The sequence below is a fragment of the Sphingomicrobium aquimarinum genome, assembly GCF_039655735.1.
GTDB lineage: Bacteria > Pseudomonadota > Alphaproteobacteria > Sphingomonadales > Sphingomonadaceae > Sphingomicrobium > Sphingomicrobium aquimarinum.
The window spans coordinates 912,990-931,354 of record NZ_JBBYXH010000001.1 but is presented as its reverse complement, the minus strand read 5'-3'; the positions used below and the strand labels follow the sequence as shown (position 1 = coordinate 931,354).

At 64.9% G+C, this 18,365-nt stretch carries 18 protein-coding genes; 10 read left to right on the top strand and 8 right to left on the bottom strand.

Annotated features, from left to right (window positions below; all coding sequences use genetic code 11):
* Nucleotides 1–11 precede the first annotated feature (11 nt).
* Both WJS89_RS04830 and sucD read left to right on the top strand, forming a co-directional pair.
* Complete coding sequence (locus WJS89_RS04830; protein ID WP_346339786.1) at nt 12–500, top strand: hypothetical protein; 489 nt, start codon at nt 12–14, stop codon at nt 498–500.
* Nucleotides 501–528: 28 nt separating this feature from the next.
* A complete protein-coding gene (sucD, locus tag WJS89_RS04825) occupies nt 529–1,413 on the top strand; it encodes a succinate--CoA ligase subunit alpha (protein WP_346339785.1) in 885 nt (294 codons plus the stop codon).
* A 59-nt stretch (nt 1,414–1,472) separates the two neighbouring features.
* Here sucD and WJS89_RS04820 read toward each other — a convergent pair whose 3' ends face one another.
* Entirely contained in the window at nt 1,473–2,408 is a 936-nt protein-coding gene (locus WJS89_RS04820) for a glycerophosphodiester phosphodiesterase family protein (RefSeq protein ID WP_346339784.1), read from the bottom strand.
* A gap of 121 nt (nt 2,409–2,529) precedes the next feature.
* Between WJS89_RS04820 and WJS89_RS04815 the strand changes: the two genes are divergently transcribed.
* The 3 genes from WJS89_RS04815 to WJS89_RS04805 are packed head-to-tail and all read left to right on the top strand — an operon-like array spanning nt 2,530 to nt 6,992.
* Nucleotides 2,530–5,298: a 2-oxoglutarate dehydrogenase E1 component gene (locus tag WJS89_RS04815; protein ID WP_346339783.1), complete on the top strand. Its 2,769-nt coding sequence runs from the start codon at nt 2,530–2,532 to the stop codon at nt 5,296–5,298.
* Nucleotides 5,299–5,339: 41 nt separating this feature from the next.
* Nucleotides 5,340–6,632 carry a 2-oxoglutarate dehydrogenase complex dihydrolipoyllysine-residue succinyltransferase gene (gene odhB / locus WJS89_RS04810; RefSeq protein ID WP_346339782.1) on the top strand — a complete coding sequence of 431 codons (1,293 nt, stop codon included), beginning with the start codon at nt 5,340–5,342 and terminating at the stop codon, nt 6,630–6,632.
* A 6-nt stretch (nt 6,633–6,638) separates the two neighbouring features.
* Entirely contained in the window at nt 6,639–6,992 is a 354-nt protein-coding gene (locus WJS89_RS04805; protein WP_346339781.1) for a hypothetical protein, read from the top strand.
* On the opposite strand, the gene WJS89_RS04800 is transcribed toward WJS89_RS04805, so the two are convergent.
* The gene (locus WJS89_RS04800) at nt 6,989–7,930 is read right to left on the bottom strand and encodes a glucokinase (protein ID WP_346339780.1); all 942 of its coding nucleotides are present in this window, start codon (nt 7,928–7,930) and stop codon (nt 6,989–6,991) included. The genes WJS89_RS04805 and WJS89_RS04800 overlap by 4 nt on opposite strands.
* 169 nt (nt 7,931–8,099) lie before the next feature.
* On the opposite strand from WJS89_RS04800, the gene lpdA reads away from it, so the two are divergent.
* Nucleotides 8,100–9,503, top strand: a complete 1,404-nt coding sequence (gene lpdA, locus WJS89_RS04795) for a dihydrolipoyl dehydrogenase (RefSeq protein WP_346339779.1) — start codon at nt 8,100–8,102, stop codon at nt 9,501–9,503.
* Nucleotides 9,504–9,577: 74 nt separating this feature from the next.
* Nucleotides 9,578–10,246 (top strand): PepSY domain-containing protein, encoded by a 669-nt coding sequence (locus WJS89_RS04790; protein WP_346339778.1) that lies wholly within the window; start codon nt 9,578–9,580, stop codon nt 10,244–10,246.
* Here WJS89_RS04790 and sppA read toward each other — a convergent pair.
* On the bottom strand, nt 10,243–12,102 hold the full coding sequence (gene sppA / locus WJS89_RS04785) for a signal peptide peptidase SppA (RefSeq protein ID WP_346339777.1): 1,860 nt from the start codon (nt 12,100–12,102) through the stop codon (nt 10,243–10,245). The genes WJS89_RS04790 and sppA overlap by 4 nt on opposite strands.
* 102 nt (nt 12,103–12,204) lie before the next feature.
* Here sppA and WJS89_RS04780 point away from each other — a divergent pair, with 102 nt between their 5' ends.
* Nucleotides 12,205–13,584, top strand: coding sequence for an MATE family efflux transporter (locus tag WJS89_RS04780; protein ID WP_346339776.1), 1,380 nt, complete (start codon nt 12,205–12,207; stop codon nt 13,582–13,584).
* Here the strand turns inward: WJS89_RS04780 and WJS89_RS04775 are convergent.
* The 3 genes from WJS89_RS04775 to WJS89_RS04765 all read right to left on the bottom strand — a co-directional run bounded on the left by WJS89_RS04775 (nt 13,581) and on the right by WJS89_RS04765 (nt 15,296).
* On the bottom strand, nt 13,581–14,000 hold the full coding sequence (locus WJS89_RS04775; protein ID WP_346339775.1) for a DUF2382 domain-containing protein: 420 nt from the start codon (nt 13,998–14,000) through the stop codon (nt 13,581–13,583). The genes WJS89_RS04780 and WJS89_RS04775 overlap by 4 nt on opposite strands.
* Nucleotides 14,001–14,100: 100 nt before the next feature.
* Entirely contained in the window at nt 14,101–14,775 is a 675-nt protein-coding gene (locus WJS89_RS04770) for a DUF2382 domain-containing protein (protein ID WP_346339774.1), read from the bottom strand.
* 11 nt (nt 14,776–14,786) lie between these two features.
* A complete protein-coding gene (locus WJS89_RS04765) occupies nt 14,787–15,296 on the bottom strand; it encodes a hypothetical protein (protein ID WP_346339773.1) in 510 nt (169 codons plus the stop codon).
* Between the two features lie 271 nt (nt 15,297–15,567).
* Here WJS89_RS04765 and groES point away from each other — a divergent pair, with 271 nt between their 5' ends.
* Nucleotides 15,568–15,855, top strand: a complete 288-nt coding sequence (groES, locus tag WJS89_RS04760) for a co-chaperone GroES (RefSeq protein ID WP_346339772.1) — start codon at nt 15,568–15,570, stop codon at nt 15,853–15,855.
* A gap of 79 nt (nt 15,856–15,934) precedes the next feature.
* Complete coding sequence (groL, locus tag WJS89_RS04755) at nt 15,935–17,584, top strand: chaperonin GroEL (RefSeq protein ID WP_346339771.1); 1,650 nt, start codon at nt 15,935–15,937, stop codon at nt 17,582–17,584.
* Nucleotides 17,585–17,712: 128 nt separating this feature from the next.
* Here groL and WJS89_RS04750 read toward each other — a convergent pair whose 3' ends face one another.
* Nucleotides 17,713–17,916: a hypothetical protein gene (locus WJS89_RS04750; protein WP_346339770.1), complete on the bottom strand. Its 204-nt coding sequence runs from the start codon at nt 17,914–17,916 to the stop codon at nt 17,713–17,715.
* Nucleotides 17,917–18,019: 103 nt separating this feature from the next.
* A complete protein-coding gene (locus WJS89_RS04745) occupies nt 18,020–18,286 on the bottom strand; it encodes a hypothetical protein (RefSeq protein ID WP_346339769.1) in 267 nt (88 codons plus the stop codon).
* Between the last annotated feature and the right edge of the window lie 79 nt (nt 18,287–18,365).

Below are 18,365 nucleotides of genomic sequence, written 5' to 3'. Positions count from 1 at the left end.
AGTTCCTGTCGATGCGTTTCATCCTTCCCGCAATCGCTCTTGCCGCACTGGCGGCCGGTCCCGCCACCGCACAGGAGAAGGTGCCGTCCGCCGCGCATGTGCTCGAATCGCTCGATGCCTGCATGACGGTCGTCGATGCCGAGTGGATCGAACTCAACGAACTGCGCTCGCTGGGCTACGACAATGCCCGCGCCAAGGCCCGCAACAACCGCACCCGCAGCGTGCGCGGCCTTTACCAGAAGGCCGGGAATCCGGCGATCATCATCATGTCGAAGGCCGAACTCGACGAGAAGCATTGCGTCGTCTCGGCAGCGCTCGCGCAGACCGCCGATTATATTCCGCTGGCGCAGGAAGTGTCGCAGACGCTCGGCATGCCGGTCAGCCAGGACGGCGCGGCCTACTTCTGGGCCAAGGACGACCGCCGCATCAAGATCGAGCCCGAAGGCGACGCCGAAAAGCCCTTCGCGCGCTTCACCGTGAGCGTCGCGGACGCCGACTGATCCTTTCTCCCGGTTTCAAGGACCCAATATGAGCATTCTCGTCGACAAGAATACCAAGGTCATCACGCAGGGGATGACCGGTGATACCGGCACGTTCCACACGCAGCAGGCGCTCGATTATGGGACGCAGATGGTCGCGGGGGTGACGCCGGGCAAGGGCGGGACGACGCACCTTGGCCTGCCCAACTTCGATACCGTCGCCGAGGCCGTCGAGGCCACCGGTGCGGACGCGAGTGTCATCTACGTGCCGCCGCCCTTTGCGGCCGACGCCATCTGCGAGGCGATCGCCGCCGAGGTGCCGCTGATCGTCGCCATCACCGAGGGCATTCCCGTGCTCGACATGGTCAAGGTGAAGGCGGCGCTCGAAGGCTCCAAGTCGCGGCTGATCGGTCCAAACTGCCCGGGCGTGCTGACGCCGGGCGAGTGCAAGATCGGCATCATGCCGGGCAAGATCTTCTCGAAGGGCAGCGTCGGCGTGGTCTCGCGCTCGGGCACGCTCACCTACGAAGCCGTGTTCCAGACCACCAACGAGGGCCTCGGCCAGTCGACCGCGGTCGGAATCGGCGGCGATCCCGTCAACGGCACCAATTTCATCGACGTGCTCGAACTGTTCCTCGCCGACGATGCGACGGAAAGCATCATCATGATCGGCGAGATCGGCGGCGACGCCGAAGAACAGGCCGCGCAGTTCCTCAAGGACGAAGCCAAGAAGGGGCGCAGCAAGCCCACGGTCGGCTTCATTGCGGGTCGCACCGCGCCTCCCGGGCGCCGGATGGGCCATGCGGGCGCGATCGTCTCGGGCGGCAAGGGCGGCGCCGAAGACAAGATCGCGGCGATGGAAGATGCGGGCATCACCGTCTCCAAGAGCCCGAGCGAACTCGGCACGACGCTGAGTGCGGTCCTGAAGGGCTGAGCCCGACACGCTATTGATAACGACGGGGGCTCCGCGCTGCGGGGCCCCTTTTCGTATCGTCAGCCCATGCAGCGGCGCGCCGCTACCGCGAAATCCTGGTCGCGCTGCAAGGCTTCGTACGCGAATGTAGGGCGATCGGAGGACAGGATGTGCAGGCCTGCTCGGCCGAGCGCGGCGTAGGCGTCGGCACTGGCGGCTTGTTCGTCGAGCGTCGCATAGGCACCGTAGTTGGCGCTGATCCCCTCCTCGCCGAGAGTGCGCCACAGGTCGATCTTGGGGGCGCCAAGCCCCGTCCATGCCGTGATCCTGTCGGCGGGGACGCCCGCTGCGGCGAGGTCCGCCAAGTCGCCTTGCTTGCCGACGCTCGCCGAGATGAGGAAGTCGCTCTCGCGCGCCACGGTCGCGGCGTCGCGCGCGTTGTAGGTGATGATGAGTGCGCGGTCCTCGGCATCGCGCGCGGAGAGCCAGTCGAGCAGCGGCGAGAAGGCTACGCCGGGCTTGACGTCGAGCTGGAGAATGGCGCGCCCCCTGGCCCATTCGAGCACGTCCTCGAGCGTCGAGATCGCGAAGCCCCCTTCGTCGTAGCGGTAGGTCGAAAGCTCGGCCATCGTGTGCGACGAGACGGGGCCCGTGCCGTCGGTATCGGCGTCGAGTTCGTCGTCGTGGAAAAGGACGTAGGTGCCGTCGCTCGTCTGACGCACGTCGATCTCGAGCATCATCGGCGCGCTCGACAGCCGATGCGCCATCGTCTCGATCGCATTTTCGGGATAGCCCGCCGACGGGCCGCCTCGATGCGCGCTGACGATGGTGGCGCCCTGGCCGCGCAGGCAGGAAAGAAAGTCGGCCACATCCCCTCGCGGTGCCAGCGCCAGCGCAGGCTCGGGCAGGCCGCTGCGCGAATCAACGGACGCATCGACGGGCGCGGGCTGGCGCGCGGCATCGGCGCAGGCAGCGAGCGACAGGCAGGTGGCGGCGAGAAGGACGGTGCGGAACATCGAAGTTTCCCCTTGCGAGAGGTCTAGCCAAGGCTGGTTGCGGGGCGTAATCCCCGCGCTCACGAAACCACCTAGCTTCCCGAACGTAGGTCGGGAAGACGAAGATGACGCCGGAGCCCTCATGGACGCCCTCACTCCCGAACGTAAAGAAGGTCCCTCCTGGGGCCGCGACAATTGGCCCGTCACGACGCTCGACGAGATCAATATCGGGCTCGATCCGGTCGAGGCGAATTTCGTCGAGAAGGCGAAGGAAACGGCGCGGGCGGCAGGCGTGGTCGACGAGAGCGAACTCATTCGCGTCGCCGACAATTCGATCCGCGCGATGATGCTCATCCGCACCTATCGCGTCCGCGGGCATCTGGCGGCGCAGCTCGATCCCCTGGGCCTCTCGCACCACGACTTTCCCAAGGAACTGACCCCCGCCTATCACGGCTTCCCCGACATGGACCAGGAAGTGTGGCTGGGCGGCGTGTTGGGGCTCGACCGCGCCACCATCCGCACCATCACCGGTATCCTGCAGGCCAATTACTGCGGCACCGTCGGCGTCGAATATATGCACATCAACGACCTCGACGAACGGCGCTTCATCCAGGACCGGGTCGAGGGCAAGGACACCGAGATCCAGTTCACGCCCGAGGGCAAGATCGCGATCCTCGAAAAGGTGATCGAGGGCGAGCAGTGGGAAAAATTCCTCGCGCGCAAATATGTCGGCACCAAGCGCTTCGGCCTGGATGGCGGCGAAAGCGCCATTCCCGCGCTTGAATCGATCATCAAATATGGCGGCCAGATGGGCGTCACCGAAATGACCATCGGCATGGCGCACCGCGGACGGTTGAACGTGCTCGCCAATGTCATGGGCAAGCCCTATCGCGCCATCTTCCACGAATTCGCGGGCGGCGCGTCCAACCCCGAGGACGTCGGCGGGTCGGGCGACGTCAAGTATCACCTCGGCACGTCGTCGGACCGCAGCTTCGACGGCAACGAAGTGCATCTCAGTCTCGTCCCCAACCCCTCGCACCTCGAGGCGGTCGATCCGGTCGTGCTCGGGAAGGCGCGCGCGATCATGACGATCCGTGCCGACAAGCATGCCAAGACCGTGCTGCCCATCCTGCTGCACGGCGATGCTGCCTTTGCGGGGCAGGGCGTGGTCGCCGAATGCTTGATGATGAGCGGGCTGCCGGGTTACGGTACGGGCGGGACGATCCATTTCGTCATCAACAACCAGGTGGGCTTCACCACCTCGCCGCAGTTCGCGCGCTCCAGCCCCTATCCTTCGGATATCGCCAAGTCGATCCAGGCGCCCATCCTCCACGTCAACGCGGACGATCCCGAGGCCGTGACCTGGGCCTGCAAGGTCGCGATCGAGTTTCGCCAGACCTTCGGGCGCGACGTGGTCATCGACATGTGGTGCTATCGCCGCTTCGGCCACAACGAGGGCGACGAGCCGAGCTTCACCCAGCCGTTGATGTATGACGAGATCCGTCAGCATCCGCCGATCAGCGAAGTCTATGGGAAGCGGTTGATCGAGGAAGGCGTGGTCGGCGAGCAGTGGATCGAGGGCAAGGTCTCCGACTTCACGCGCCATCTGGAGGAAGAGTTCGAGGCGGGGAATGCCTACGAGCCCAAGGAAGCCGACTGGTTCGGCGGGCGCTGGTCCAAGCTGCACATGCCCGATGAGAGCGTCTCGGGCCGCCGCAACACGACCACCGCGATCGACGAGGCCTGTTACGACAAGCTGAGCGCGGTGCTCACCGACGTTCCCGACGCGCTCGACATTCACAAGACGCTGGCGCGCATCCTCAAGGCCAAGAAGAAGACGCTCGAGACGGGCGAGAATATCGACTGGGCGACGGCCGAGGCGTTGGCCTTCGGCAGCCTCGTCATCGACGGCTATGGCGTGCGCCTGTCGGGTCAGGATTCAGGTCGCGGCACCTTCTCGCAGCGTCACGCCGCGTGGATCGACCAGAAGTCGGGCGAGAAATTCATTCCGTTGCGCGAAATGGAAACGGGCGACGGGCCGCGCTTCGAAGTGCGCGATTCGCCCTTGTCCGAATATGGCGTGATGGGCTTCGAATATGGCTATTCGATCGCCGACCCGATGACACTCGTGCTCTGGGAAGCGCAGTTCGGCGATTTCGCCAACGGCGCGCAGATCATGATCGACCAGTTCATCGCATCGGGCGAGGCCAAATGGCTCCGCGCCTCGGGCCTCACCTTGCTGCTTCCGCACGGCTATGAAGGGCAGGGGCCGGAGCATAGCTCGGCGCGGCTCGAGCGCTTCCTGCAGCTGTGCGCGGAGGACAATATGCAGGTGTGCAACATCACCATGCCGGCCAATTACTTCCACGTGCTGCGTCGCCAGATGAAGCGCGATTTCCGTAAACCGCTGGTCATCATGACGCCCAAAAGCCTGCTGCGGCACAAGCGCGCCCAGTCGACCAAGGCGGACTTCCTCGACCCCGAGACCGCGCATTTCTACCGCATCCTGTCGGACCCCGACGGCTGCCCGTCGGACACGGTCAAGAAGGTCGTTCTCTGTTCGGGCAAGGTCGCCTTCGACCTCATGGACAAGCGCGACGAAGCCGGGATCGACGACACGCAGATCATCCGGATCGAGCAACTCTATCCCTTCCCGATCGAGCCGCTCGTCAAGCGCCTGTCGGAAATGCCGAACCTCGAGAAGCTGACCTGGTGCCAAGAAGAACCGCGAAACCAGGGGAGCTGGCTGCTCGCGCACGAACTGCTCGACCGATGCCTCGCCGAAGCGGGTCACGAGGGGATGCGCGCGGTCTATGCGGGGCGCGATGCCTCGGCCTCGCCCGCAACCGGCCTCGCCAGCCGCCACGCAAAGCAACAGGCCGCCTTGATCGAAGACGCCCTGGGCCTCTAAGGCCCGCAACAAAGAACATTCGAAGGAAGAGACGAACCGCCATGGCAACCGAGGTCAAGGTCCCGACACTGGGCGAAAGCATCACCGAAGCGACGGTCGGCGAGTGGCTCAAGCAAGTCGGCGATCCGGTCGAACAGGACGAGCCGATCGCGAGCCTTGAAACCGACAAGGTCTCGGTCGACGTGCCGAGCCCCGTTGCGGGTGTGCTGGAAAGCCAGGAAGTGGGCGAGGGCGATACGGTAGAGGTCGGCGCGCTGATCGCGAAGATCGGCGAAGGGCAGGGTACTGCCTCGGTCGCCGACGAGAAAGCCCCCGCACGCGACGAGCAGGCCTCGGGCGCGGGCCCCGATGACATCCAGGAAAACAACAGCGTCGTCGAGCAGGACGAAGCGGCCGAAGTCGCGACGCAGGAAGGCGCTCATGGCGACCTCACCCTGTCGCCCTCGGTGCGCCGCGCGGTGCTCGAGCATGGCGTCGATCCCTCGAAGATTGCCGGCACCGGCAAGGACGGTCGCATCACCAAGGACGATGTGCTGAAGGCTGCGAAGGAAAAGAGCGAGGCGCCGCGAGCGCGCGCTGCCGCCGCTTCCGGTGGACAGACCTCCGCGCCGACCAACGTGAGCGTGTCGGGCGAGCGGCGCGAGGAACGCGTGAAGATGACGCGCATCCGCCAGACGATCGCCAAGCGCCTCAAGGAAGCGCAGAACACCGCCGCGCTGCTGACGACCTTCAACGACGTCGACATGAGCGCCGTCATGGAAGCGCGTTCCAAGTACAAGGATCATTTCGCCAAGAAGCACGGCGTGCGCCTTGGCTTCATGAGCTTCTTCATCAAGGCCTGCAGCCTGGCCGCCAAGGACGTGCCCGCGGTCAACGCGCGCATCGAGGGCGACGAGATCGTTTATCACGACTATCTCGATGTCTCGGTCGCGGTCTCGGCACCCAAGGGCCTCGTCGTCCCGGTCATCCGCTCGGCAGACCAGATGAGCTTCGCCGACATCGAGAAGACGATCGCCGACTATGGCGCGCGCGCCAAGGACGGTACGCTAAGCATCGAGGAAATGCAGGGCGGCACCTTCACCATTTCCAACGGCGGGGTATTCGGCTCGCTGCTCTCGACCCCGATCATCAATCCGCCGCAGTCGGCGGTGCTTGGCATGCACCGGATCGAGGAGCGTCCCGTCGCAGTGGACGGTGAGGTCGTGATCCGTCCGATGATGTATCTGGCGCTAAGCTACGACCACCGCCTGATCGACGGGCGTGAGGCGGTCACCTTCCTCGTGCGCGTGAAGGAAGCGCTGGAAGATCCCACCCGCCTGCTGATCGACCTCTAGGATCCGATGACACAAATCCGTCATTCCGACGATTGCGGGAATTCGCCCAAGAACAGCGCCGTCGAAGCGCTGGCGATCGGGCTTGAAGGCGGCCCTTGGCCGGACGACATCTCGCTGATCGACGCGATCTGGACGAGCGCGGAAGGCGATTGCGTCGTCGGGCCTCAGGCGATCAGGGATGCGGCCGAGGCGTCGCCCGTCTCCATTCGCATCGAGCATGTGACGACGCACGGCAAAGTCGGAGCGGTAACGGGCCTATGCGATGGCCACGCCTTCGCGCATGTCTTCACCTTCACGTCCGCAGCGGCCAAGCAGCTCGCATCGATCGACAGCTATCGAAAGCGCGCGCCTGCGGATTAGATGGGTGAGGCTTCGCTGCCGCGCCCTTCTGCGGCGCGGATGGCCATCAGCGCTGCGCCGCCGGTCAGGATCGGATCGTCCTGGCTGACGGTCCAGACGGGGGCCTGCATGACGAGACGCTGGAAGGTACGGCGCTTGACGAAGGCGCCGTCGAAACTCGTTTTGCTGCCCGCGCCCGTCAGCGATGCGACGCGTGGGCCCGCGAGGATCGCGCCATCCCATGCGCCGTACGCATGGACGAGACCCACGACATAGCGGCCGAACCACTCGCCGAGCATCCGTTCGCGGTCGAGTGCGCGCAGTTCGGTAAAGCCGTCCCACAAAGCATCGTCCTTGCCGAGCGTGAGCATCTGTTCCCAGCTCGTCTGGCTCTGATCGCCGCGCCGCTTCTCCGCGATCCGAAGTTCGCGCTCGTTATGCGCGGCGAATTCGAGATGGCCGGCTTCGGTCTCCATGACGCGGCGGCGTCCGTCTCGGTCGATATCCACGATTGCCGCGCCGACGCCATCGCCGACGAACAACATGATCATGCGTCCCGGGCGCTTGAAATCGGGCTGGGCGCGCGCACCACGCAGCGCGGCGATCCGCGCACGGTCCGACTGCGCGCCCCACGCCATCGCGACGACATCGTTGATGACGCGCACGCGCGTTCCGAACAGGGTCGAAAGGCCCGCGCGCGTCACCGTCCAGTTGGCGCGCGCGAAACTGATCGTCTCGCCCGAGGCGGCCCCGGCGATGCAGAACAGGGGCGCCAGCTCCCCGAGATTCTCGCCGGTTTCCCGCGCATAGGCCTGCAGCACGTCGGTGAAGGTGGGTTTGCCGGCCAGCGCGACCTTGTGGACGGCGCCCGGAATGGGGCGCTCGGAGGGTGCGATCTTGGAAAACCGTGCATACTCGCCGCCCGTCGTATCGACGATCAGCCACTGGCGTTCGTTCATGGTCGCACTCACTCCAACCCGTTGAAAGCGCGCTTTTAGTCCGCCGAAGTTAAGGAGTTGCAACCGCGCGGCGACATGGCGGCGCCGCGCCTGGGCGAGTTGCTTTGTCGCTCCGAGGCATTATGTGGAGCGCAACGACTTTCTTCTCCAACGATCTGGCAGGTTTTTCATGGCTGAATACGACTATGACGTTCTCGTGATCGGTGCCGGTCCTGGCGGCTATGTCGCGGCGATCCGTGCCGCACAGCTCGGCCTCAAGACGGCCTGCGCCGAAAGCCGCGAGACGCTGGGCGGCACCTGCCTCAACGTCGGCTGCATTCCCTCGAAGGCCCTGCTCCACGCCTCGCATCTCTACGAAGAGGCAAAGGGCGGCCACCTCAAGAAGTTCGGGATCAACCTCGAAGGCGCGAGCCTCGATCTGTCCCAGATGATGGAAGAGAAGAAGGAGGCCGTGAAGGGTCTCACCGGCGGCATCGAGTTCCTCTTCAAGAAGAACAAGGTCGACTGGCTCAAGGGCCATGCCAAGTTCACCGGCGCGCATACGGTCGAGGTCGACGGCAAGAGCGTCACCGCCAAGGACATCGTCATCGCTACCGGCTCGAGCGTCACGCCGTTGCCGGGCGTCGAGGTCGACAATGACGGCGGCATCGTCGTCGATTCGACCGGTGCGCTCAAGCTGCCCAAGGTGCCCGAGCATATGGTCGTCATCGGCGGCGGCGTGATCGGGCTCGAACTCGGCAGCGTGTGGCGGCGTCTGGGCGCGAAGGTCACGGTCGTCGAATATCTCGACCAGATCCTGCCCGGCATGGACGAGGAAGTCCGCAAGGAAGCCAACAAGATCTTCAAGAAACAGGGCTTCGAGTACAAGCTTGGCACCAAGGTCACCGGCTGCGAGGTGAAGGGCGACAAGGCAATCCTGTCGATGGAGCCCGCCAAGGGTGGAGACACCGAGACGCTCGAGGTCGATGCCGTGCTCGTCTCGATCGGCCGCCGCGCCAATACCGACGGGCTCAACCTGGATGCGATCGGCCTTGAGACGAACGAGCGCGGCCAGGTCGATGTCGATCATGACTTCGCGACCGGCGTCGAAGGCGTCTGGGGCATCGGCGACGTCGTTCCGGGCCCCATGCTCGCGCACAAGGCCGAGGACGAGGGGATCGCCGTCGCGGAGAATATCGCGGGCGAGGTCGGCATCGTGAATCACGACCTCATCCCCAGCGTCGTCTACACCTATCCCGAGATCGCGGGCGTCGGCCTGACTACCGAACAGGCCAAGGAAGAGGGCTTCGAAGTCAAGATCGGCAAGTTCCCCTTCATGGCCAACAGCCGCGCCAAGACCAATCGCGATACCGACGGGTTCGTAAAGATCATCGCCGATGCCGAGACCGACCGTGTGCTCGGCGTGTGGATGATTTCCAGTCTTGCCGGAACGATGATCGCGCAGGTCACGCAGGCGATGGAGTTCGGCGCCACCAGCGAGGACATCGCCTACACCTGCCACGCGCATCCGACCCACGCCGAGGCGATCAAGGAAGCGGCGATGGCGGTGCAGGGCAAGCCCATCCACATCTAGGCATCCGGGCGCCCCGGCAACGACCGGGGCATATTTTCGCGCGGGTGGATCCCGGCCTGCGCCGGGGAGCAGACATGAACCTACGCAAGACCTTGCGCCGCTGGCACATCTGGCTCGGCTGGCTCGTCGGCGTCCCGCTCCTGTTCTGGACCCTGTCGGGGTTCTTCATGGTCTTGAAGCCGATCGAGGACGTGCGCGGCGAAAATCTCCTCTCGCCCGAGCCCCGACCGCAGCTCGAACGCACCCCGCTCCTTCCGGTCACGATGAGCGGCGAGACGACGCTCGAACTGGTGCAGCGCCAGCGTGGGCTCTACTGGGTCATGAACGGCGACACGCTGATCGAAGCTGCCGCGGGCCGCCGCGCCGAACCGTTCAGCGCCGAGGACGCACGCGCGGAGGTGGCGGCGCGCTACATCGGCACAAGCCCGATCGCGTCGGTCGCGGCCATCGACCCCGCCGACCCGCCGCTCGACTGGCGCCGCGACACACCCGCATGGAAGGTCGAAACCGAGAACGGCACGCGTTTCTACGTCGAGCGGGACACGGGGCGTATCGCCGCGGTGCGCACCGGCTGGTGGCGCGCCTTCGACTTCATGTGGGGTGTGCACATCATGGACCTCCAGACGCGCGAGCACATCTCCAACAATTGGGTCCGAGCCTTCAGCGCCATCTCGTTCGCGAGCGTCCTGATGGCACTGGTCCTCCTGCCGCTCTCGCAGCGCCGCCGTCGCCGGCGCGGCTAGTCCAGCCGGGCGAGAAGCCTCGCGACGAACGACAGTTCTTCCTCCCCTGCGGAGCCGGTGGGCACGGGTGCGAACCGTTCGCACGCAAGGCAGCGCGCCTGCATCGCGGGGCCGCGCAGCAATTGCTCGATCGTGTGTACCGCCTGCGCGAGCTGCGCGTCCGGACGGCCGGTGACCTGCGTCCACGGGTCGATGCTCGCCGCATTCGCGCGCGCACCGAGCAGGGTGGCGAGAAAGCCGAATTCGTCGGCGCGCTCGATTTTGCGGATCGACGGATCGCCCTCGATCCCGGCGAGTTCGGCCGCATGGGCAATCGCCTCGTCGAGCCCGCCGAAGCGGTCGACCAGCCCCAGTTGACGCGCCGTCCCGCCATCGTAGACGCGCCCGCCGCCGAGCGTGTCGGCGCGTGCCTTGGGGATGTCGCGGTTCTGCGCCACGAGGGTCAGGAAGCGGTCGTAGATGCTGTCGACACCTGCCTGCAGCACCACGTCGGCCTCCGCCGAGGGCCCCGCGAACAAGTCCGGCTCGCCCGACAACGGCGTCGTCTTCACCCCGTCGACGCCGATCCCCAGTTTCTCCATCGTTCCCTCGAAGCTCGGCAGGACGGCGAACACGCCGATCGAACCGGTGACGCTCGAGGGTTCGGCGAAGATGGCGTCGGCGGGCATCGCGACCCAATAGCCGCCCGACGCCGCGACGTTGCCGAAGCTCGCCACCACGGGAATGTCGAGATCGTTCTTCACGTCCTCGATGGCGACGCGGATGGCCTCGGACGCCAGCACCGAGCCGCCCGGGCTGTCGATCCGCACGACCAGCGCCTCAAGACCCCCGTCCTTGCCCGCTTCGCGGATCGCTTCCGCGATACTGTCGCCCGCCGCCTGGCCCGTCGGCGCGAAGCCGTCGACGATCGTTCCCGCGATGGTCACCACGCCGATGTCGCCGTCGTTTTGGTCGTCGAGCTCGGTACCGATATAGTTGGCGAGCTCGATCCGCTCGAACCCGCCGATCGCATCTTCATCGACGCCGCCGAGTTCGGCGAGCCGTGCCTCATATTCGCGCCGCGTCGAGAGCGTGTCGACCAGCCCCAGATCGAGCGCCGCGCGCGCCAGGTCGGGCTGCGCCTCCGCCACCTCGGCGGGGTCGCGAAGCAACCGGTCGATGTTCGCGACGGGGCGCGCGGCCTTCACATCCTCGCGCCACTGGTCGAACAGCGCGCCCGCCAGTTGTTCGGCATTCTGCCGTGCCTCGGGAGACATATCGCTGCGCGTATAGGGCTCGGTCGCCGACTTGAAGTCGCCCGCTCGATAGACGTTGGCGGTCACGCCCAGATTGTCGAGAAGCTCGGCGAAGTAGAGATTGTTGCCGCCAGGCCCCGCCAGCGCGACGGTGCCCAGAGGATTGAGATGCACTTCGGTCGCGTGCGCCGCGAGCTGGTAGCCGTCCCCGACATAGGCGGTGGCGTAAGCGACAACGGGCTTTTCCTCCGCGAACTCCTCGATCGCCGCGCCGAGCGTGGTCATGGCGACGAGGCCGCCGCCGAGAAACCCGTCGAGATCGAGCGCTACCGCCTCGACCCGGTCATCGTCCTTGGCGGCCTCCAAGGTCGCGACCAGCTCGGCCACTTCCCATTCCCCGATCGAGGGCGCGCCCGCGAGCGCGCTGAGCGGGTCGGGTGCGCTCGCCTGTTCGACGACGATGCCGTCCAGGTCCATCACCAGCACGCCGTCGCCGACGACCGGATCAGGCGTCCCCTTCAGGGCCACGAAAAGCAGGCCGAAAAAGAGGAACATGAAGATGAGGACCATCAGGTCCTTCACCCCGACCAGCAGCTTCCAGATGGTGCGCGCGAAACTCATGTGTCCTCCTTGCCTCTATGCTGGAAGATAGGGACGCACGCGCGCTGCGCCACCCTTATTCGCTGGACGGGGGCGCCGGCGCACGGCTAGCCGCACCCGATCATGGTTACGAGCGATACGAGCACCGACTGGCAGCGCGAGCTTCGCGCCACGCTGAAGCTCGCCTGGCCGCTCATCCTCACCAACCTCACCATGGCATCGGTGCAGGCGATCGATACCTTCTTCATCGGGCGCTACGGCACCAGCGAACTCGCCGCCGTGGCGCTGGCGCTGAACCTGACCTTCGCGCTCAATCTCATCGCATTGGGGCTCATTACGGCGGCCAGCCCGATGATGGCGACGGCGCTGGGGCGCGGGCGGGGGCGCGTCAAGGACGTGCGCCGCAGTTTCCGCCAGTCGGTCTGGATGGCGGCGACGGTCACGGTGCCCATCTGGCTCATCCTCATGAACGCCGATACGGTGATCGGCTTGCTCGGGCAGGATCCTTCGCTTGCAGCCAATGCGCAGGTCTTCCTTTGGGGCTACCTCTGGTCGACCTTTCTCTTCCTCCTGTTCAATACCCTGCGCCACTTCCTCGCCGCGCTCGAGCGGCCGGGCTGGATCCTCATCATCAGCGCGGCGGGCATCCCGCTCAATTCGCTCCTCGACTATGCGCTCATCTTCGGCGAACTGGGTGCGCCCGAACTGGGTGTGTTCGGCGCGGGGATCGCAAGCACCATCACCTGGACCGCGATGCTGGTCGGAATCGTCCTCGTTATCCTCTCGGACCGCCAGTTCCGCCGCTTCCATCTGCTGGCGCGCTTCTGGCGACCCGACTGGGGACGTTACCGGCAGATGTGGAAGCTGGGCCTGCCGATCGGGCTGGCGATGGGGTTCGAGGGCGGGATCTTCTCGGCCGCCGCCTATCTCATGGGCCTCGTCAGCGAGGATGCGCTCGCGGCGCATGCCATCGCGCTCCAGATCGCGGCGCTGTCCTTCATGGTGCCTTGGGGCATCGCGCAGGCAGCGACGGTGCGGGTCGGCATCATGCTCGGTCGCGGCGACAAAGCGGGGATCGCCATCGCCGGCCGCGTCGCCTGGATGCTCGGCATCGGCTTCATGAGCTTCATGGCGATCTTCCTGTTTCTTTTCCCCGAGCAGTTGATCGGTCTGTTCCTCGCCGACACGCCGGAGAATGCACGGGTAGTGGCCTTGGGCGCGAGCTTTCTCGTCATCGCCGCCATCTTCCAGATCGTCGACGGCGCGCAGGTCGTCGGCGCGGGCGTGCTGCGCGGGCTGCACGATACACGCGTGCCGATGATCTTCACCTTCATCGGCTACTGGCTGATCGGCATCGGCGCGGGCGCCTGGCTCGCGTTCGAGGCAGGCTGGGACGGGGTCGGCATCTGGTCTGGCCTCGCCATCGGGCTTGCGATCGTCGCGGTGTTGATGTTCTGGCGCTGGACCCGTCGCGAGGCACTGGGGCTGACGAGCGAGGCCTAGTCTTCGTCGGGCGGGCGCACGTCCTCGCGCCGTATTTCCGGTACGAGCCGCCGCAGCGTCTCGGTCCGTGTCACGCTCTCGGTTTCCTCCACCTGTGTCATGCGGATTTCTTCCACGAGCCTTAGCTGGCGGGTCACCACGAGCTCCTCTTCGACGACGGACAGGATCGTGACCCCGTCCTCGGTGCGCGGTGCGGGCGGCTTGTCCACGAGGCGATCGCAGGTCACGCGCTCGATTTCGACGCGTCGGTGACGAAGATCCTCGCTGAACTCGACGTCCTCGCGCACCGCTCGGGTCATGACGGTCACGTGCCGCTGCCGTTCGCGGATCTCGAGATCGACGCACTCTTCCACGATCGGAACGGTGACTTTCTCGTCGTCGACGCCGTCGTCGGGGCCGGATTGCGGATCGGTCATTTGCGGTCGCCCTTTCTCATATGCAGAATGCGTTGAAAAAAGGGGCCGGTGCACGATGGCAGCCGACCCCACATACTCTCGTGATCGTTGCGGTGGAGCGCTAGCGATCGCGACGCTTGTTCTTCTCGATATCGACCTTGGTCTTGCGGACCGTCTCATCGACATGTTCGACCTTGTGTCCGCTGCGCTTCTGCAACACGACCTCGTCGGTGACGACCGCATCCTTCGCGACGACGGCCTCTTCGCTGCGCTCGGTCATGCTGACGCTGTCGCCCTCGAACATGGCATCGGCATCCTCGCCCGATACGCGCCGGTCCTTGACGTCGCGCCGCTCGGCGGTGACCTCTTCGGTGCGCAGACGGACATCTTCGGAAACCTGTTCCTTTTCGACGCGGGTGGTGACGGTCATTCCCTTTCCACCTTCGCGAACGCGTTTACCGATCGCGACGCGCTCCTCGACGATCGGGATGACCTTTTCCTTGGAGACCTCGGTCTTGCCGTAATCGTTGTCACGATTGGCAAAGGCCTCGGCACGATCGCCGTAGACGACCACGTCGTCATGGATGTCGAGCGGTTCGACGGCGGTGCAGCGACCGTCTTCCAGTCGAACGGCGGCGACCTCGTTGCGATCGCCATCGACGAGCAGATCGTCGATCTTTCCGATCCGCCTGCCGTCGGCAGTGACGAGCGGATAACCGCGGATGTCCTGCGCCTCGTTGCTCAGTTCGTAATCGTCGATGCGGTCGAGATTCTCGTAGCGTTTGTCGTGCTTCATGGGAAAACTTCCTAGTTGGAGGGGGTTGCCATCTCGATGGTGCGCGCGACGACATAGCGGTCGACGTTGGCGGGGACCTGCGCATCGATGGCGGAGGGGATGGCTTCATCGGATGCGAACACGTCGCCGGTAATCGACAGCATCGATCCCGGATTGATGTCGAATTCGCCTTCGGTCATGTCGGCAGGCGTCTGTTCCTGATCGAAGATCACGAAGGTGCGTCGTTCGTCTATGTCGGCCCAGAAGGACATATCGCCAGCAAGTTCGGTGACGCGGACATTGTCGACGTCGATCGAGGAGCCGATGGCGAGGACGTCGGTAAGCTCCGTATCGTCCATGACCATGATGTCGTTGGAGGGATCGGCCGAATATTCAACGGCATCGGCGTCCGCGTCGGCCGCGGCATCGTCGTCGTTTGCGGCGATCAGCCACCAGACCAGCGCTATGATCGCCAGAAGCGCCAGCACCCAGACCCACCAGGGGATTCCGGAGGAGCGTTTCTCTACGGGAATTTCAGCCATTCGGGATATCCGTTCTTTTTTGTCGCGTGGACCTCCCGAATAGGCCGCGAGCAGCCAAAGCTCATTATAGTGTATCAATATAATCAGGAACTTAGAAAGCGATCGCCGTAAGCTGCCCTGCACGGCACCGCGCGCTCGCGGCATCCAGCGGAATTTTTGATCGGCGGGGTTGTTGACAGGGTGGACACGGCTACCCAAATGCGAGCCACGGCTGGCACTCTGTTCGAACGAGTGCCAGCCAAGATCATCATTAACAGAAGAGGGGCCGCAAATGGCTTTCAAACCGCTTCACGACCGTGTCCTCGTCCGCCGTGTCGAGGCCGATGAAAAGACCGCCGGGGGGATCATCATCCCCGACAGTGCCAAGGAAAAGCCGCAGGAAGGCGAAGTCGTCGCCGTCGGCACCGGCATCAAGGCCGAAGACGGCAAGGTTACGCCGCTCGACGTTTCCGCAGGCGACAAGATCCTGTTCGGCAAATGGTCGGGCACCGAGGTCAAGATCGACGGCGAAGACCTCATCATCATGAAGGAAAGCGACATCCTCGGGATCGTCAGCTGAGCGCATGCGACTGCCCGGTGGGAAAGCCGGGCGTAGCGTGACCTTCGTGAACTTCCACACCAATTAGAAAGGCAATCACATGGCTGCCAAAGACGTAAAATTTAGCCGCGACGCGCGCGAGCGCATCATGCGTGGCGTGGACATCCTCGCCGACGCCGTAAAAGTGACGCTCGGCCCCAAGGGTCGCAACGTCGTCATCGAGAAGAGCTTCGGCGCACCGCGCATCACCAAGGACGGCGTCAGCGTCGCCAAGGAAATCGAGCTCAAGGACAAGTTCGAGAACATGGGCGCGCAGATGCTGCGCGAAGTGGCCTCGAAGACCAACGACATCGCCGGTGACGGCACGACCACGGCAACGGTGCTTGCCCAGTCGATCGTTCAGGAAGGCATGAAGTCGGTTGCGGCGGGCATGAACCCGATGGACCTTAAGCGCGGCATCGATATCGCCGTCCAGAAGGTCGTCGCCGATCTCAAGGATCGTTCCAAGCCCGTCTCGGGTTCCGAAGAAGTCGCGCAGGTCGGCATCATCTCGGCCAACGGCGACCGTGAAGTCGGCGAGAAGATCGCCGAAGCGATGGACAAGGTCGGCAAGGAAGGCGTGATCACCGTCGAGGAAGCCAAGGGCCTCGAGTTCGAGCTCGACGTCGTCGAAGGCATGCAGTTCGACCGCGGCTACCTTTCGCCCTACTTCATCACCGATCCCGAGAAGATGACGGTCGAACTCAACGATCCGTACATCCTCATCCACGAGAAGAAGCTCTCGAACCTCCAGGCGATGCTCCCGATCCTCGAGAGCGCCGTCCAGTCGGGTCGTCCGCTGCTTATCATCGCGGAAGACATCGAAGGCGAAGCGCTGGCCACCCTCGTGGTCAACAAGCTGCGCGGTGGCCTCAAGGTGGCGGCCGTCAAGGCGCCGGGCTTCGGCGATCGTCGCAAGGCGATGCTCGAGGATATCGCGATCCTGACGGGCGGCGAGATGATCTCGGAAGATCTTGGCATCAAGCTCGAGAACGTGACGCTCAACATGCTCGGCACCGCGAAGCGCGTGCAGATCGACAAGGACAACACGACCATCGTCGACGGCGCGGGCCAGAAGGACGCGATCGAAGCGCGTACCGGTGCGATCCGCCAGCAGATCGAGAACACGACCAGCGACTATGACCGGGAGAAGCTCCAGGAGCGTCTTGCCAAGCTTGCGGGCGGCGTGGCCGTCATCAAGGTCGGCGGCGCGACCGAAATCGAGGTCAAGGAGCGCAAGGACCGTGTCGACGACGCGCTGCACGCTACCCGTGCTGCCGTTGAAGAAGGCATCGTTCCGGGCGGCGGCACCGCGTTGCTCTACGCCAAGAAGGCTCTCGACGGCCTTTCGGGCGAGAATGACGATCAGACCCGCGGCATCGACATCGTTCGCCGTGCGCTGGAAGCTCCGGTCCGCCAGATCGCGCAGAACGCCGGTTTCGACGGCGCGGTCGTCGCGGGCAAGCTGACCGATGGCAACGATCCCTCGATGGGCTTCAACGCCGCCAACGACACCTACGAGAATCTCGTGAGTGCCGGCGTCGTCGATCCCACCAAGGTCGTACGCACCGCGCTGCAGGACGCCGCGTCGGTGGCCGGCCTGCTCATCACCACCGAGGCGACCGTCGCCGAACTGCCGGAAGACAAGAATTCCGGTGGTGGCGGCGGCATGCCGGGCGGCATGGGCGGCATGGGCGGCATGGATTTCTAAGCTCGAAGCGGCCCGGGGTAGCCGATGCTACCCCGGGTTTCGCCGAGAGCCGGACGGCCTGCGATCGCAGATCGACAGGACCGACGGGGTCAGGACGTCCTGACCCCGATCCGCGCACCCGGTCTGAATTAGAGAGAAGGGTCGGTCGCCTCGGCGTCCGGCCCTTCTTGCGTCGGGGCTTCCGCGCGCACCAACGGGTCCGCCGCCTCCGCCGCATCGAGCCGCGCTTCCATGCTCATGAGCCGTTCGGTCGCCTTCTCGCTGGGCCGCTCGGGCGTCTTTTCGCTGCAGGCCGCGAGGGCGAGACACAGGAAGAGGGCGACGCGGGTCATGATCCGCATCATAGCCCCACCCGCCTGAAAACATGCAACAAAAAAGGGCCGCCCCGACCGGGGCGACCCTTCTTCGTTTATCGCGAAATGCGAGAAGGCTGGCTTAGTCGGCCTGCGCTTCTTCGACGCTTTCGTCCTGCATGTCGGCTTCGACTTCAGCAGCTTCGGCGTCCATTTCGTTCATGGCATTGTCGGCGGCATCGCCGGCTTCCATGGCAGCGCCTTCGACGGCGTCGCCAGCGGCTTCAGCGTCCGCTTCCATGGCTTCGCCAGCGTTTTCCATGTCGTTTTCGACGGCGTCGTCGGTCTGCGCTTCACAAGCGGCGAGGCCGAGGCCGAGGACCATGGCGGTCAGAGCAATCTTCTTCATGATATATTCCATTTCCTTGTCAGCGTGCCCGCTCAACGCGACCACAAGGCAAAGACCCGCCGATAAGGGCGGGTCTGAC

What these genes read in the sequence shown, in the direction of transcription:
- WJS89_RS04750 (WP_346339770.1), bottom strand. Translation starts at nt 17,916, where the DNA reads ATGACCCGCGTCGCCCTCTTCCTGTGTCTCGCCCTCGCGGCCTGCAGC.
- groES (WP_346339772.1), top strand. Translation starts at nt 15,568, where the DNA reads ATGGCTTTCAAACCGCTTCACGACCGTGTCCTCGTCCGCCGTGTCGAG.
- WJS89_RS04780 (WP_346339776.1), top strand. Translation starts at nt 12,205, where the DNA reads ATGGTTACGAGCGATACGAGCACCGACTGGCAGCGCGAGCTTCGCGCC.
- WJS89_RS04765 (WP_346339773.1), bottom strand. Translation starts at nt 15,296, where the DNA reads ATGGCTGAAATTCCCGTAGAGAAACGCTCCTCCGGAATCCCCTGGTGG.
- WJS89_RS04820 (WP_346339784.1), bottom strand. Translation starts at nt 2,408, where the DNA reads ATGTTCCGCACCGTCCTTCTCGCCGCCACCTGCCTGTCGCTCGCTGCC.
- odhB (WP_346339782.1), top strand. Translation starts at nt 5,340, where the DNA reads ATGGCAACCGAGGTCAAGGTCCCGACACTGGGCGAAAGCATCACCGAA.
- groL (WP_346339771.1), top strand. Translation starts at nt 15,935, where the DNA reads ATGGCTGCCAAAGACGTAAAATTTAGCCGCGACGCGCGCGAGCGCATC.
- WJS89_RS04790 (WP_346339778.1), top strand. Translation starts at nt 9,578, where the DNA reads ATGAACCTACGCAAGACCTTGCGCCGCTGGCACATCTGGCTCGGCTGG.
- sppA (WP_346339777.1), bottom strand. Translation starts at nt 12,102, where the DNA reads ATGAGTTTCGCGCGCACCATCTGGAAGCTGCTGGTCGGGGTGAAGGAC.
- WJS89_RS04800 (WP_346339780.1), bottom strand. Translation starts at nt 7,930, where the DNA reads ATGAACGAACGCCAGTGGCTGATCGTCGATACGACGGGCGGCGAGTAT.
- sucD (WP_346339785.1), top strand. Translation starts at nt 529, where the DNA reads ATGAGCATTCTCGTCGACAAGAATACCAAGGTCATCACGCAGGGGATG.
- WJS89_RS04805 (WP_346339781.1), top strand. Translation starts at nt 6,639, where the DNA reads ATGACACAAATCCGTCATTCCGACGATTGCGGGAATTCGCCCAAGAAC.
- WJS89_RS04770 (WP_346339774.1), bottom strand. Translation starts at nt 14,775, where the DNA reads ATGAAGCACGACAAACGCTACGAGAATCTCGACCGCATCGACGATTAC.
- WJS89_RS04775 (WP_346339775.1), bottom strand. Translation starts at nt 14,000, where the DNA reads ATGACCGATCCGCAATCCGGCCCCGACGACGGCGTCGACGACGAGAAA.
- lpdA (WP_346339779.1), top strand. Translation starts at nt 8,100, where the DNA reads ATGGCTGAATACGACTATGACGTTCTCGTGATCGGTGCCGGTCCTGGC.
- WJS89_RS04830 (WP_346339786.1), top strand. Translation starts at nt 12, where the DNA reads ATGCGTTTCATCCTTCCCGCAATCGCTCTTGCCGCACTGGCGGCCGGT.
- WJS89_RS04815 (WP_346339783.1), top strand. Translation starts at nt 2,530, where the DNA reads ATGGACGCCCTCACTCCCGAACGTAAAGAAGGTCCCTCCTGGGGCCGC.
- WJS89_RS04745 (WP_346339769.1), bottom strand. Translation starts at nt 18,286, where the DNA reads ATGAAGAAGATTGCTCTGACCGCCATGGTCCTCGGCCTCGGCCTCGCC.